The following is a 14,221-nucleotide window of genomic DNA, read 5'->3' as shown; positions in this document are numbered from 1 at the left end:
ATGCGGGCGATTACGACTGGCCGCGGCCGCGGTCCCGGGGGGCCCAGGGGGTGAGCAACCGGCCTGCCAGGCGCACCAGTTCGGAGAAGACGACGCCGAGGACCGCGACGCAGACGATGCCGACGAACATCACGTCGTTCTGGAAGAGGGCCCGGGAGTCGAAGATGAGGTGGCCGAGGCCGTCCGAAGCGGCGATCTGCTCGGACGCGACGATCACAAGCACCGCCACCCCCGCGGCGATCCGCGCGCCCACGAGGACGGCGGGCAGGGAGGCGGGAAGGAGGACGTGGCGGAACATCTGCCACGGTGAGGCTCCGAAGACCTGGCCCGCGTCCCGGTGGCCGGAAGGCACCGCGAGGACCGCCGCCATCGTCGAGATCCAGACGAAGAAGAAGACGGTGGCCGCGACCAGCGCGATCTGGGGGCCCTCGCCGAGGCCGAACATGTTGAGGAAGACGGGGAGCAGGGCCAGCTTCGGGACGACGTAGAGGGCGTCGAGGGTGGGCTCGAGTGCCGCACGGACGACGGAGAGCGAGCCCATGAGCAGGCCGAGGAGATAGCCGGTCACCGTGCCGATCGCATAGCCGGCGAGCACCCGCTTGAGCGTGGCCCAGACGTCGGGCCACAGGTCGCCGTCGGCGGCGCGCTCCCAGCCGTCCTCGAGGATCGTCTGCGGGGCCGGGTAGACGCGGTCGTCGATCCAGCCGCTCACGGCGGCCAGTTGCCACAGGAGGACGAGGGCGAGGGGGACGGCCACGGCGAGGGAGACTTCGAGGGCGCGGCGCCTGCGGTGGGTGCGGGCGGGGTGCAGCTCCTGGGGGCCGGGCCGCCGCACCAGTACGTCTTCCGGGGCCGACTTGTTCGTGAGGGTGCTCATGCCGCCGCCCGGGGCGACGTCTTGGGGGCGACCTCGCCGCGCAGGAGGTCCCACAACTCGCCCTTGAGCGCGGTGAATTCGGGGCAGGTGCGGATGTCGCCGGTGCGGGGGCGGGGGAAGGGCGGGTGGTGTTCGGCGATGATGCGGCCGGGGCGGGCCGACATCACCAGGACGCGGTCGCCGAGCACGATCGCCTCTTCGAGGCTGTGGGTGATGAAGAGGGTGGTGGTGGAGGTGGTCTGGGTGAGGGCGAGGAGCTCGTCCTGGAGGATCGTGCGGAGCTGGGCGTCGAGCGCGGCGAACGGCTCGTCCATGAGGAGGATCTCCGGCTCCACCGCCAACGCCCTTGCGATCGCGACGCGTTGGCGCATGCCGCCGGAGAGGGCGGCGGGGTAGGCGTCGGCGAAGTCGGCGAGGCCCATGCGGGTGAGCCAGTCGCGGGCGCGGGCGGTGGCCTCTTTGCGTGGGACCTTCTGGATGTCCAGGCCGAAGCGGACGTTGGCGAGGACCGTTTTCCAGTCGTAGATGCCGTAGTCCTGGAAGATCATCGCGGCGGGGCGGGGGGATGTCGTACGGATGGTGAGCTCGCCCCTGCTGGGGCGGAGGAGGCCCGCGGCGATGCGGAGGAGGGTGCTCTTTCCGCAGCCGGAGGGGCCGACGATGCAGGTGAACTCGCCCGGGGCGACTTTCAGGTCCAGGGGGCCGAGGGCGGCTACTTGCGCGGCGCCTCGGCCGAAGGTTCGGGTGAGGTCGTGGGCTTCTAGCTTCGGGTGCGGATCTCCCACGGTTTCTCCTTGCGGAGGGCAGGCGGATGTTGGGCGCCGTTGACGATATGACGGACCGTCAGATTGGGGAAGGGGTGCTACTTGGCTGGGATTCGTTGCTTGGCGCGGGCCGTGGGTGGTTCGTGCCCACCCTTCCCCAAGCTCTCGGCTCCGCTCGAGCAGCGGAGACCCCATTCGCCGTGCGGAACACCTGCCCGCGAACGGCGCAATCCCAAGGGCCCTGGCACCTTGCGGTGCCAGGGCCCTTGGAGTCTCGGGGTGCGCTACGCCGACGCGCAGTCCGGGCAGATGCCCTTGTACGTGACCTCCACGCCCTCCACCGTGAAGCCGAAGCGCTCCGAGGAGGGGAGGCTCGTCAGGGGGTTGCCGGTGGGGTGGACGTCGCGGATGGCGCCGCAGCGGGCGCAGACCAGGTGGTGGTGGGGCCGGTGTGCGTTCGGGTCGTAGCGCTTGGCGCGGCGGTCCGTGGAGACCTCCAGGACCTCGCCGAGCGTCACCAGCTCGCCCAGGGTGTTGTAGACCGTCGCCCGCGAGATCTCGGGGAGGCGGTCGGCGGCGCGGGCGTGCACCTCGTCGGCGGTGAGGTGCACGTGGTCGCCGTCGAGGACCTCGGCCACGACGCGCCGCTGCGCGGTCATGCGCCAGCCTCGTCCGCGCAGTCGTTCCAACAGGTCACTCATAAAGACCAGCCTAACAGGCAAGGGACCTAAGTCCCGACAGTGTGTGGCTTTGGACGCTTACTTGACTTAGACAATGTCTATTGTAGGGTCGGGAACGGCACACGCCAAGGGACAGGACCGAGCAAGAACACGCAGGAGGCGCACGTGACGACGGAGCAGGGACCGCTCACCACGGAGGCCGGAGCCCCGGTCGCGGACAACCAGAACAGCGAGACCGCGGGCGTCGGCGGACCCGTGCTCGTCCAGGACCAGGTGCTGCTCGAGAAGCTCGCGCACTTCAACCGCGAGCGCATTCCGGAGCGCATCGTGCACGCGCGGGGTGCGGGCGCCTACGGCACCTTCACCGTGACCGCCGACGTCACCAAGTACACGCGGGCCAAGTTCCTCTCCGAGGTCGGGAAGGAGACCGAGACGTTCCTGCGGTTCTCCACCGTCGCGGGCAACCTCGGTGCGGCCGACGCCGTGCGTGACCCCCGTGGCTTCGCGCTGAAGTTCTACACGGAGGAGGGGAACTACGACCTCGTCGGGAACAACACCCCCGTCTTCTTCATCAAGGACGCCATCAAGTTCCCGGACTTCATCCACACGCAGAAGCGCGACCCGTACACGGGCAGCCAGGAAGCCGACAACGTCTGGGACTTCTGGGGGCTCTCCCCGGAGAGCACCCACCAGGTGACGTGGCTCTTCGGCGACCGCGGCATCCCGGCCTCGTACCGGCACATGAACGGCTACGGCTCGCACACCTTCCAGTGGAACAACGAGGCGGGCGAGGTCTTCTGGGTCAAGTACCACTTCAAGACGGACCAGGGGATCAAGAACCTCACCGCCGGCGAGGCCGAGGTGCTCGCCGGCAAGGACCCCGACTCGCACCAGCGTGACCTGCGCGAGGCCATCGAGCGCGGGGAGTTCCCGAGCTGGACCGTGCAGGTGCAGATCATGCCCGCGGCCGACGCGGCGAACTACCGCTTCAACCCGTTCGACCTCACCAAGGTGTGGCCGCACGAGGACTACCCGCCGATCGAGATCGGCAGGCTGGAGCTCAACCGCAACCCGGAGAACATCTTCGCCGAGGTCGAGCAGTCCATCTTCAGCCCCGCGCACCTGGTTCCGGGCATCGGCCCGTCGCCCGACAAGATGCTCCAGGGCCGCCTCTTCGCGTACGGGGACGCGCACCGCTACCGCGTCGGCATCAACGCCGACCACCTGCCGGTGAACCGCCCGCACGCCACCGAGGCGCGGACCAACTCGCGGGACGGCTACCTGTACGACGGCCGCCACAAGGGCGCGAAGAACTACGAGCCCAACTCCTTCGGCGGCCCGTTCCAGACGGACAAGCCCCTGTGGGTGACCTCCGCGGTGACCGGCGGCACGGGCAACCACGCCGCCGCCTCGCACGCCGAGGACGACGACTTCGTGCAGGCGGGCAACCTCTACCGGCTGATGTCGGAGGACGAGAAGGCGCGCCTGATCGAGAACCTCGCGGGCAACATCGCGGGCGTCTCGCGCGACGACATCGCCGAGCGCGCGATCGACAACTTCCGCAAGGCGGACGGTGACTTCGGCAAGCGGCTGGAGGCCGCGGTCCAGGCCCTGCGCGGCTGAGGCTGTTTGCCGTAGATAGGCGGCGGGCCGGATCCCCTCGGGGGTCCGGCCCGTTCGCCGTTTCTCAGCCGCCCGCGAGGGTCGGGGCGGGGTGCCGGGCCGGGGCCCAGCAGCGGATGATGTCGCGCACCGAGACGATGCCGACGGGCCCTTGGTGATCCTGGACGATGAGGTGCCGGAAGCCGCCGTGCGTCATGGCGTCCGCCGCCTCCTCCAGGGTCCAGGCGGGGGCGGCGAACACGACGTCGGTCGTGGTGTGCGTGCCCGCGGTCTCGTGGTCCGGATTCTGGCCGAGGCCGAGGGAGTTGAGGATGTCGCGCTCGGTCAGGATGCCGATGCCGCAGGTGTCGGGGTCGAGGACGACGGCCGCGCCGACGCGGCGCGCCGACATCAGCCGGGCCGCTTGGCGGAGGGTGTGGGCGGGACCGATGGTGAGGACCATGGTGCTCATGGCGTCGCGGACGAGCATGGGCTGAAGCCACCTCCTAGGAGAACCCCGTCTCCTTGGCCGTCCGTTGACCTCTGGAATACCTGGAGAAAGGATTCACAAGTTCACAAGTGGGGGGACTTTCAGAGTGACAGCCCTCCGGGACGTCAACAAGAGGGATCGCGGGGCCACTTGAGGGGCGTGCGTTCTTCGTACGTACGCCTTGGCGGCCGTACGTACGTCTCCGGGGTGTGGGTCCGACCGGCCGGTCAGTAACGCTGGTTGAGGTACCCGAGCAGCTCGTCGTGGAGCAGGCCGTTCGACGCCGCCGCGTTGCCGCTGTGCGGGCCCGGGGTGCCGTCGAGGCCGGTGAAGGTGCCGCCCGCCTCGGTCACGACGATGGCGTTGGCCGCCATGTCCCAGAGGGAGAGCTCGGGTTCGGCCGCGAGGTCGACGGAGCCCTCGGCGACCATCATGTACGGCCAGAAGTCGCCGTAGCCGCGGGTGCGCCAGACCGCGCGCTGGAGGTCCATGAAGCCGTCGAGGCGGCCCTGTTCCTCCCAGCCCGTGAGGGAGGAGTAGGCGAACGAGGCGTCCTGGAGCCGGGACACCTGGGAGACGCGCAGCCGCGTCGCCGACGACAGGCTGCGCCCGGTGTAGGCGCCGCCGCCTTTCGCCGCCCACCAGCGCCGCCCGAGCGCCGGGGCCGACACCACGCCGACCACCGGCTGATAGCCGCCCGCCCGTCTCCCACCACCGCCCTCAAACGAGCCGCTGCGCGGCGCAGAATCAATCGGCCCCGCCTCCATGAGGGAGATGAGGGTCGCCCAGACGGGCACGCCGCGGACGTAGTTCTTCGTGCCGTCGATCGGGTCGATCACCCAGCGGCGCGGGCCCGTGCCCTCGATGCCGTACTCCTCGCCGAGGATCGCGTCGCGCGGCCGGGCGCGCTGGAGGTTGCCGCGGATCAGCTCCTCGGCCGCCTTGTCGGCCTCGCTGACCGGCGTCATGTCCGGCTTGGTCTCGACCTTCAGATCGAGTGCCTTGAACCGGTCCATCGTCGCGGCGTCGGCGGCGTCCGCGAGGACGTGGGCGAGACGCAGATCATCGTGGTAGTCGGGCATGAGTGAACAGTATCGATCCCGATCTGGCCGAGCCACAGCGCGTCCGTGACCGTACGCGGAGCAGGGCCTTCAGGGCTATTGACACTGCCGCCGGGCCCGTCAACTCTGGCCCCAGAGCCGGGGCCGCTCCCTGATGCACGCCACAACTCCAGACAGGTCCCCGGCCCGGGGAGGCCATGATGCCCGCAGCGCGGGATTCCTTACTGGACGCGGCCTATACCGCTCTGGCCCGCAGGCCATGGGCAGGCGTCCGCATGGTCGATGTCGCTGCCGTCGCCGGGGTCTCCCGGCAGACGCTCTACAACGAGTTCGGCAGCAAGGACGGGCTCGCGCGCGCCCTGCTGCGCCGCGAGACCGACAGTTATCTCAGCGGTGTCGAGCGCGCCCTCGCCGAGGCGCGCGACCCGGTGGACCGCCTGGCCGCCGTCGGTGCCTGGACCATCGGCGCGGCGCGCGGCAACGCCCTGGTGCGGGCGGTCCTCACCGGCTGCTGGAGCGAGAGTCTGCCCCCGCCGAGCCGCACCGCCGCCTCCACCTCCCCGGTCCCCGCACAGCGCCGGGCCGACGCGGGGGTGCCCTCGCCCGGCGAGCTGCTCGCCCTGGTGCGGGACCGGGTGGTGGTGGCCATCGGGGCACCGGGGGAGCGGGCCGAGGAGATGACGCGGGCCTGCGAGAGCGCGGTCCGGCTCGCCCTGTCGTACGTCGTCGCGCCCGCGGCGAAGGGCGAGGACCCCGCGGAGCTGGTCCGGGGGCTCGTCGCGAGATGGCCTGCCGGGTAGGCGCTGGGACCGGGTGTCAGTGGGCCGAGCCGGAGAGCTGCAGGCCGATGACGCCGATGATGACGAACGAGATCGAGATGATCTTGAGCGTGGACACCAGGTCGCCCAGGAAGATCATGCCGTAGATCGCGGTGCCCGCCGCCCCGATGCCCGTCCACACCGCGTACGCGGGGCCGACGTCGAGCTTCTTCAGGGCCAGCGTCAGGAGGCCGAAGCTGCCGAGCGCGAAGCAGGCGAAGGCGACCGTGGGCCAGAGCCTGGTGAAGCCGTGGGAGAGCTTCAGACAGACCGCGAACCCGGTCTCGAGGATTCCGGCGACGATGACCAGCAGCCACGCCATGAATCTGCCTCCTGCATTGCTACGTCCGTGACCGCTTCGGGCTCGGTGCGATTATGCATTTACCGGGCCTTGGTTGACGCAAACAACGCGAAGGTCAGTTGCCGTAACGGCGCGGAGATCACGCTGAGGTCAGTCGCCGTCGCGGCGCTCGCGGGTGGCGAGCAGGCGGCGCAGGGAGTACAGGCGCGCCGGGTCCGCGTGGCCCTCGGCGACCCAGGCGTCCAGGGCGCAGTCCGGCTCGTCGTGGCTGCATGCGCGCGGGCAGTTCTCCGTGCCCGGCTCCAGGTCGGGGAAGGCGTGGATGACGCGGGACGGGTCCACGTGGTGCAGGCCGAAGGAGCGCACGCCCGGGGTGTCGACCACCCAGCCGCCGTCGTCCGGGAGCGGCAGGGCCAGGGCCGAGGTGGTGGTGTGGCGGCCGCGGCCGGTCACCGCGTTCACATGCCCGGTCGTGCGTCGGCGGTCCTCGGGGACCAGCGCGTTCACCAGCGTCGTCTTGCCGACTCCGGAGTGCCCGACGAAGGCCGTGACCTTGCCGTGCAGCTGCTCGCGGACCCGGTCCGCCGCGTCCCCGTTCTCCAGCTCCTCGCGGTTCGTCACGACGTACGGGATGTCCAGGTCCCCGTACAGCTCCAGGAGTTCGTCCGCCGGGGCGAGGTCCGACTTGGTGAGGACGAGGAGCGGGGTGAGGCCGCCGTCGTACGCCGCGACCAGGCAGCGGTCGATCATGCGGGGGCGCGGCTCGGGGTCGGCGAGCGCCGTGACGATGGCCAGCTGGTCGGCGTTGGCGACGACGACCCGCTCGTAGGGGTCGTCGTCGTCCGCCGTGCGCCGCAGCACCGAGGTGCGGCCCTCGATGCGGACGATGCGGGCGAGGGTGTCCTTCTTGCCGGACAGGTCGCCGACGACGGCCACCCGGTCGCCGACCACGGCTGCCTTCCGGCCCAGCTCGCGGGCCTTCATGGCGGTCACGGGACGGTCGTCGATGAGGACGGTGAGGCGGCCCCGGTCGACGGTGAGGACCATGCCCTCGGCCGCGTCCTCGTGCTTGGGGCGGATGTTCGTCCGCGGCCGGTTGCCCTTGCGGTTGGGGCGGACGCGGATGTCGTCCTCGTCGGGGTTCTTGCCGTAGCGGCGCATGGTCGTCTCGTCCGCCCGTCAGTTCCCGAGCATCCCGGTCCACAGCTCGGGGAAGTCGGGGAGGGTCTTGGCCGTCGTCGCCACGTTCTCGATCTGCACGCCCTCCACGGCCAGGCCGATGACGGCGCCCGCGGTCGCCATGCGGTGGTCGTCGTACGTGTGGAAGATCCCGCCGTGCAGCCGGCGCGGGCGGATGTGCAGGCCGTCGGCGGTCTCGGTGACGTCGCCGCCGAGCTCGTTGATCTCCTTCGTGAGGGCGGCCAGGCGGTCCGTCTCGTGGAGGCGGAGGTGGGCGACGCCGCGCAGGGTCGAGGGCGAGTCGGCGAGGGCGGCCACCGCGGCGATGCCGGGGGTCAGCTCGCCGACCTCGCTGAGGTCGACGTCGATGCCGTGGATCGTGCCCGAGCCGGTGAACTCCAGGCCCTTCTCGGTCAGTTCGCAGGAACCGCCCATCTCGGTGAAGATCTGGCGCAGCGCGTCGCCGGGCTGGGTGGTGCGCTCGGGCCAGTCCGGGATGGTGACCTGGCCGCCGGTGACCAGGGCCGCGGCCAGGAACGGCTGCGCGTTCGACAGGTCCGGCTCGATGACGATGTCCCGGCCGAGCAGGGCGCCCGGGGTGACCCGCCAGACGTTGGGCTCGCCGCCCGACTCCGGCTCGTCGACCTGGGCGCCGACGGCGCGGAGCATGTCGACGGTCATGCGGATGTGCGGCAGGGACGGCAGCGGGCCGCCCACGTGCCGTACCTCCACGCCCTGGTTGAAGCGCGGGCCCGAGAGCAGCAGGGCGCTCACGAACTGCGACGACGAGGAGGCGTCGATCTCGACCGGGCCGCCCTCCAGGGCGCCGCCGCCGTGCACGGTCAGCGGGAGCGCGCCGCGGCCGTCGTCGTCGATGCGGGCGCCGAGGGTGCGCAGGGCGTCGATCACGCCGTGCAGCGGGCGCTCGTACGAACGGGGGTCGCCGTCGAAGCGGATCGGGCCGTCGGCGAGCGTGGCGACGGGGGGCAGGAAGCGCATGACCGTGCCCGCGTTGCCCACGTCGACCGTGGCCGGGCCGCCGAGGCCCGAGGGGATGATGCGCCAGGACTCACCGGTCCCGTCCGGGCCCCCCGCGACGGACGAGCTGGACGTGACCGTCTCCTCGATGCCGACGCCCATCGCGCGCAGGGCCCCCGCCATCAGCAGGGTGTCGCGGGAGCGCAGCGGGCGGCGCAGCCAGCCGGGCTCGGCGGCGAGCGCGGCGAGCACCAGGGCGCGGTTGGTGACCGACTTGGATCCGGGCACGTGGACCGTCGCGGCGACGGCTCCGCTCGCGTGCGGGGCTGGCCAGAGGGCGGTGTGCGCAGGATTCGCGGTCATGCCCTCACTTTAATGGCTGGCGGGGACCGCAGATCTTGATCGATCGCCCGCCCGCAGGAAGCTGCCGCGGGAAGCCGGTGCAGGAAGCCGGTACAGGAAGCCGGTACAGGAAGCCGGTACAGGAAGCCGGTGCAGGAAGCCGGTGCAGGAAGCCGGTGCAGGAAGCCGACGCCCCGCCGTGTGCTCAGACGTCCAGCAGCCAGCGCCCGCCCGCGAGCAGACAGCAGAGCGAGACGGCGTGGAAGACGAACAGCCACAGCGCGGGCGCGATGCCGGTGAGCCGGGCCAGCTGGTCCGCGTCCGAGTCGCCCGCGCCGCCGCGCCTGCGCTTGGCCTGCAGCTCGAATGCGGGGCGCACCCCGCCGAGGAGCAGGAACCACACCACCACGTACGCGAACACCGCCTGCACCTGGGAGCTGGTCAGCCACGACACCAGCAGGAAGGCGCCCCCGGTGAGGATCACGGTGAGTGCCCCGTACGCGTTGCGGATCATCACGAGCATCGCCACGAGCAGGGCCGTCGCGAGCCAGAGCAGCGCCGTGATGTGCCCGGCCGCGAGCAGGGCGGCGCCGCCGAGGCCGAGGAGCGGGGGCGCGGTGTAGCCGGAGGCGGCCGTCAGGATCATGCCGAGCCCGGTGGGCTTGCCGCGGCTGACGGTGAGGCCGCTGGTGTCGGAGTGCAGCCGGATGCCGCTGAGCTGGCGGCCCGTGAGCAGGGCCACGAGGCCGTGGCCGCCCTCGTGCGCGATGGTGATCGCGTTGCGGGCCACGCGCCATATGGAGTGCTGCACGACGACGGCGAGGGCGGCGACGCCGCAGGCGATCACCAGCCACTGCTCGGGGGCGGCCTGGGTGCCGAAGACCCGGTCCCAGAGGCCGGTCAGGCTGGTGGATGCGGTGCTTTCCATACGTCGGACAGGGCTCCCTCTGGTCGTACGCGGCATGGCAGTCTGGCACGTATGTGTGGTCGGTATGCATCGAGTCGTAGGCCCGAGGATCTCGCAGGAGTCTTTGAGATCGAGAAGTGGGAGCCGGAGGAGACGCTGGCTCCGGACTTCAACGTGGCCCCGACCAAGGAGGTCTACGCGGTCCTGGACCGTCCGGTGAAAGACGCCGGATCGCCGAGGCCGGTTCGCCAGCTGCGCAAGCTCAAGTGGGGGCTCGTCCCTGCCTGGTCGAAGACTCCCGAGGGCGGGGCGCGCATGATCAACGCCCGCGCCGAGACCGTGCACGAGAAGCCCTCGTACCGCCGGGCCTTCGCCGCCCGCCGCTGCATCCTGCCCGCGGACGGCTATTACGAGTGGGTGACCGCGGTCGAGGAGCGCCAGCTGGAGGTCGAGGGCAAGAAGAAGCGCCCCCGCAAGCAGCCGTACTTCGTGACCCCGGCCGACGGCTCGGTCTTCGCGATGGCCGGGCTCTACGAGTTCTGGCGGGACCGGACGCTGCCCGACGAGCACCCGCTCGCCTGGTGGGTGACCTGCTCCGTGATCACGACGGAGGCGGAGACGGCGCCGCTGGGCGTCGCGCCCAAGGAGGGCCCGCGCTCGCTCGCCGACATCCACCCGCGCATGCCGCTGATGCTGACCCCGGACCGCTGGGACGCGTGGCTGGACCCGACGCGCACCGACGCGGAGGAGCTGCGCCCGCTCCTGGAGCCGCCGCCGACCGGCCTGATGCGCGCCTACCCGGTGTCGACGGCCGTCAGCAACGTACGGAACAACGGTCCGGAGCTGCTGACGGAGCTGGAGGGCCCGGAGGAGGGCACGCTGTTCTGAGGCTGCCGACGGGCGTGGCGGGCGCGCGGCAAAATGGCCGCGTGACCACGACCGAGACCATTTCCACCGACGTCGGCGATGCCCGCATCACCTGGCACAAGGCTCCCGCCAAGAAGGCCCGCGCCGTCCTCGCCGTCAGCCACGGCGCCGGTGGCGGCATCGAGGCCCGGGACCTGCAGGCCCTCGCCGCCGCCCTGCCCGCGCACGGCGTGACCGTCGCCCTCGTCGAGCAGCCGTGGCGGGTGGCGGGCAAGAAGGTGGCGCCCGCGCCGAAGACCCTCGACGCCGGCTGGCGCGGGATCTGGCCCGCCCTCGCGAAGCCGGGCCTCCCGGTGATCTCCGGGGGCCGCAGCGCCGGGGCCCGCGTCGCCTGCCGCACCGCCACCGAGCTGGGCGCCGCCGCCGTGCTCGCCCTCAGCTTCCCGCTGCACCCGCCGGGCAGGCCCGAGAAGTCACGCGCCGACGAGCTCCTCGGCGCCGGGGTGCCGACCCTCGTGGTGCAGGGCGGCAACGACCCCTTCGGCAAGCCCGCCGAGTTCCCGGCGGACGCCGCGTACGAACTGGTCGAGATCCCGTACGGGGACCATGGCTTCGCGATCCCCAAGCGCGCAGACCTCGGGCAGGACGAGGCCCTTCAGCTCCTCGTCGACGGCGTCACGCGCTGGGCGGGAATGTTGAGCGTCTAACCACTGTTGTGGCGAACGAAAGACGTCAGCAGCCCGTATTAGAAGGAGTCCCGCCTCATGGGTTCGACCATCTGCCCGAGCCGCTCCACCGCCTCTGACCTGGAGTGGACCGTGCTGAGCGCGCCCAAGACCGGTCCTATTCGAGCGGCGCGGGCAGCGGGTCGTCGTCTATCCTCCGATTCGAGTGGGGTCGGCATCGATCCCGTCACGTCGTTGAAGGAGGTGGGTCCGGTCACAGGGACCGACGCAGGGACCGCACAGGGCCAGGCGGAGCAGCCGGAGGAGTCCGCCGCCGAGCGCAACGCGCGCTTCGAGCGGGACGCCCTCACCTTCCTCGACCAGATGTACTCGGCCGCCCTGCGCATGACGCGCAACCCGGCCGACGCCGAGGATCTGGTCCAGGAGACCTACGCCAAGGCGTACGCGTCGTTCCACCAGTTCCGCGAGGGCACCAACCTCAAGGCGTGGCTGTACCGCATCCTCACCAACACCTTCATCAACTCGTACCGCAAGAAGCAGCGCGAGCCCCAGCGCAGCGCCGCCGAGGAGATCGAGGACTGGCAGCTGGCGCGCGCCGAGTCGCACATGTCGACCGGTCTGCGCTCCGCCGAGTCCCAGGCCCTCGACCACCTGCCCGACTCGGACGTGAAGTCCGCTCTGCAGGCGATCCCCGAAGAGTTCCGCATCGCCGTCTATCTGGCCGACGTAGAGGGCTTTGCGTACAAGGAGATCGCGGACATCATGGGTACACCCATCGGTACGGTGATGTCCCGGCTCCACCGGGGCCGCCGCCAACTCCGCGGCATGCTCGAGGACTACGCGCGTGACCGCGGACTCGTCCCGGCCGGCGCCGGAGAGTCGAACGAAGCGAAAGGCTCGGGCTCATGAGCTGCGGAGAGCCGCACGAGACGGATTGCAGTGAAGTCCTGGACCATCTCTATGAGTTCCTGGACCACGAGATGCCGGACAGCGACTGCACCAAGTTCGAGACGCACTTCGAGGAGTGCTCGCCGTGCTTGGAGAAGTACGGACTCGAGCAGGCGGTGAAGAAGCTGGTCAAGCGCTGCTGCGGGCAGGACGACGTGCCCGTGGACCTGCGCGCCAAGGTCATGGGCCGCATCGACCTGATCCGCTCCGGCCAGGCGGTCCCCGACCAGGACCTGACCAAGGAAGCCTGAGCCGCGCCTGCCGTATGAGCCGCGCCTGCTGAAGGTGTACCGCGTGCGGACACTCACCCCCGTACGCCTTCAGTAGCCAACTCGCCCCGCTTTTACGGCGGTTCATCACTCGAACGTGCTAATCCGGGGCAGTGACACGAGGCGTGCCCCACCCCCCGTTCTAGTCTCCGGACCTGGAACGGGGAGGAGAGCTCCATGCGGTCGGACGCGCCATGGGCCCGCGGCTACATCCTGTGCGTCGCCCTCGGCGCCGGGCTCTGTGCCGCGCCCGCCCTGACCCCGCGCACGCCCTGGCCCGCCGTCGCGCTGCTCGCCGCCCTCTACGCCGGGTGCGAGCAGCTCACCCGGTGCCGCCTGCTCGGCGCCCGGACCCGCGCCCCGCAGGGCATGGGCGCCTTCTTCCCGGTGCTGCTCGCCGGGGTGTTCCTGCTGCCGCCCGCCGCAGCCGCCCTCGTCGGTGTGCCCTGCGCGCTGCTCACGCGCGTGCAGCGGCGTCCGCGCGCGGTGCGGCGCCTGTGGCGGGCGGCCCAACTCGCCCTGGCCGCCTCGGTGTCGGCCCGCGCCTTCGGTGCGCTGGAGGGGCCCGCCGCGGTCCGTGCGCCCGACTTCCCGTACGTCCTCGTGCCCGCGGGCGCCGCCGTGTTCGCCTTCTGCGCGGTGCTCGCGGCCCTGGACGGGGGCGTGCTCGTTCTCGCCGAGAGGGTGCCCGTGCGGTCCGCGTGGCGGGGGCACTTCCCGCGGCTGCTCGCGCCCGTCGCCGTGCACGGGCTCGCCGGGCTGACGATGGCGGTCCTGTGGAGCAGCCCCTACGGGCCGCCGGCCGCGCTCCTCGTCCTGCTGCCGATGTACATCTCCTGCTGGGTGTTCGCCCAGTACCACCGCGAGCGCGCCGCCCACCAGGCCACCATCCGCGCCCTCGTGCAGGCCGTCGACCTCAAGGACCAGTACACGCGCGGGCACAGCGAGCGGGTGGGCCGCGCCTCCGTGATGATCGCGCGCGAACTGGGCCTGGCCGAGGAGCGGGTGGAGGTCCTGCGGTTCGCGGGCATCCTGCACGACGTCGGCAAACTCGGCGTCCCCACACGCCTGTTGCGGAAGGACGGGCCGCTCACCCCCGAGGAGCGGCGCATCATCGAGCTGCACCCCGAGTACGGGCACGAGATGGTGCGCGGCATCGGCTTCCTCGACGAGGCGCGCGGGGCGATCCTGCACCATCACGAGCGGATCGACGGCAGCGGCTACCCGTACGGCCTGGTGGGGCGTCAGATCCCGGAGTCCGCCCGGGTGGTGGCCGTCGCGGACGCCTTCGACGCGATGACGTCCACCCGCTCCTACCGGCGGGCGCGGCCCGTGGCGGACGCGGTGGCGGAGCTCCAGCGGTGCGCCGGGGCCCAGTTCGACGAGGAGATGGTGGCGGCCCTCACCCGCGCCCTCGACCGGTACGGCTGGCAGCCCTTCGAGGTCACCGTC

General features: G+C 71.4%; 16 protein-coding genes. 7 read left to right on the top strand and 9 right to left on the bottom strand.

What is annotated here, in order from left to right:
* Positions 1-10: 10 nt before the first annotated feature.
* The 3 genes from ACQB60_RS37055 to ACQB60_RS37045 all read right to left on the bottom strand — a co-directional run bounded on the left by ACQB60_RS37055 (position 11) and on the right by ACQB60_RS37045 (position 2,342).
* Positions 11-877 (bottom strand): ABC transporter permease, encoded by an 867-nt coding sequence (locus ACQB60_RS37055; protein ID WP_496930498.1) that lies wholly within the window; start codon positions 875-877, stop codon positions 11-13.
* A complete protein-coding gene (locus tag ACQB60_RS37050; protein ID WP_496930497.1) occupies positions 874-1,662 on the bottom strand; it encodes an ABC transporter ATP-binding protein in 789 nt (262 codons plus the stop codon). The genes ACQB60_RS37055 and ACQB60_RS37050 overlap by 4 nt, the downstream gene beginning before the upstream one ends.
* Positions 1,663-1,925: 263 nt before the next feature.
* Positions 1,926-2,342: a Fur family transcriptional regulator gene (locus ACQB60_RS37045; RefSeq protein WP_384842347.1), complete on the bottom strand. Its 417-nt coding sequence runs from the start codon at positions 2,340-2,342 to the stop codon at positions 1,926-1,928.
* A 144-nt stretch (positions 2,343-2,486) separates the two neighbouring features.
* On the opposite strand from ACQB60_RS37045, the gene ACQB60_RS37040 reads away from it, so the two are divergent.
* Entirely contained in the window at positions 2,487-3,944 is a 1,458-nt protein-coding gene (locus ACQB60_RS37040; RefSeq protein ID WP_496930496.1) for a catalase, read from the top strand.
* 64 nt (positions 3,945-4,008) lie between these two features.
* Here ACQB60_RS37040 and ACQB60_RS37035 read toward each other — a convergent pair whose 3' ends face one another.
* On the bottom strand, positions 4,009-4,413 hold the full coding sequence (locus tag ACQB60_RS37035) for a CBS domain-containing protein (protein WP_384842353.1): 405 nt from the start codon (positions 4,411-4,413) through the stop codon (positions 4,009-4,011).
* A gap of 227 nt (positions 4,414-4,640) precedes the next feature.
* Positions 4,641-5,495: an inositol monophosphatase family protein gene (locus ACQB60_RS37030; protein WP_496930495.1), complete on the bottom strand. Its 855-nt coding sequence runs from the start codon at positions 5,493-5,495 to the stop codon at positions 4,641-4,643.
* A gap of 176 nt (positions 5,496-5,671) precedes the next feature.
* On the opposite strand from ACQB60_RS37030, the gene ACQB60_RS37025 reads away from it, so the two are divergent.
* Positions 5,672-6,274: a TetR/AcrR family transcriptional regulator gene (locus tag ACQB60_RS37025; RefSeq protein ID WP_496930494.1), complete on the top strand. Its 603-nt coding sequence runs from the start codon at positions 5,672-5,674 to the stop codon at positions 6,272-6,274.
* Positions 6,275-6,290: 16 nt separating this feature from the next.
* On the opposite strand, the gene ACQB60_RS37020 is transcribed toward ACQB60_RS37025, so the two are convergent.
* The 4 genes from ACQB60_RS37020 to ACQB60_RS37005 all read right to left on the bottom strand — a co-directional run bounded on the left by ACQB60_RS37020 (position 6,291) and on the right by ACQB60_RS37005 (position 10,020).
* Positions 6,291-6,614 carry a DMT family transporter gene (locus ACQB60_RS37020; RefSeq protein ID WP_496930493.1) on the bottom strand — a complete coding sequence of 108 codons (324 nt, stop codon included), beginning with the start codon at positions 6,612-6,614 and terminating at the stop codon, positions 6,291-6,293.
* Positions 6,615-6,743: 129 nt separating this feature from the next.
* Entirely contained in the window at positions 6,744-7,754 is a 1,011-nt protein-coding gene (rsgA, locus tag ACQB60_RS37015) for a ribosome small subunit-dependent GTPase A (protein WP_496930492.1), read from the bottom strand.
* An 18-nt stretch (positions 7,755-7,772) separates the two neighbouring features.
* Entirely contained in the window at positions 7,773-9,113 is a 1,341-nt protein-coding gene (aroA, locus tag ACQB60_RS37010) for a 3-phosphoshikimate 1-carboxyvinyltransferase (RefSeq protein WP_496930491.1), read from the bottom strand.
* A gap of 184 nt (positions 9,114-9,297) precedes the next feature.
* Positions 9,298-10,020, bottom strand: a complete 723-nt coding sequence (locus ACQB60_RS37005) for a M50 family metallopeptidase (protein ID WP_496930490.1) — start codon at positions 10,018-10,020, stop codon at positions 9,298-9,300.
* 51 nt (positions 10,021-10,071) lie between these two features.
* Between ACQB60_RS37005 and ACQB60_RS37000 the strand changes: the two genes are divergently transcribed.
* The 5 genes from ACQB60_RS37000 to ACQB60_RS36980 form a co-directional block, all read left to right on the top strand.
* The gene (locus ACQB60_RS37000) at positions 10,072-10,887 is read left to right on the top strand and encodes an SOS response-associated peptidase (protein ID WP_496930489.1); all 816 of its coding nucleotides are present in this window, start codon (positions 10,072-10,074) and stop codon (positions 10,885-10,887) included.
* Between the two features lie 41 nt (positions 10,888-10,928).
* Complete coding sequence (locus tag ACQB60_RS36995) at positions 10,929-11,573, top strand: alpha/beta hydrolase family protein (protein ID WP_496930488.1); 645 nt, start codon at positions 10,929-10,931, stop codon at positions 11,571-11,573.
* 222 nt (positions 11,574-11,795) lie between these two features.
* The gene (sigR, locus tag ACQB60_RS36990; protein WP_384842379.1) at positions 11,796-12,461 is read left to right on the top strand and encodes an RNA polymerase sigma factor SigR; all 666 of its coding nucleotides are present in this window, start codon (positions 11,796-11,798) and stop codon (positions 12,459-12,461) included.
* Positions 12,458-12,751: a mycothiol system anti-sigma-R factor gene (gene rsrA / locus ACQB60_RS36985; RefSeq protein ID WP_384842383.1), complete on the top strand. Its 294-nt coding sequence runs from the start codon at positions 12,458-12,460 to the stop codon at positions 12,749-12,751. The genes sigR and rsrA overlap by 4 nt, the downstream gene beginning before the upstream one ends.
* A 195-nt stretch (positions 12,752-12,946) precedes the next feature.
* On the top strand, positions 12,947-14,221 hold a 1,275-nt coding region (locus ACQB60_RS36980), incomplete at its 3' end, for an HD-GYP domain-containing protein (RefSeq protein ID WP_496930487.1).

It is taken from the genome of Streptomyces odontotermitis, from assembly GCF_050510915.1.
Lineage (GTDB): Bacteria > Actinomycetota > Actinomycetes > Streptomycetales > Streptomycetaceae > Streptomyces.
This window is presented reverse-complemented; position numbering and strand designations above follow the sequence as displayed.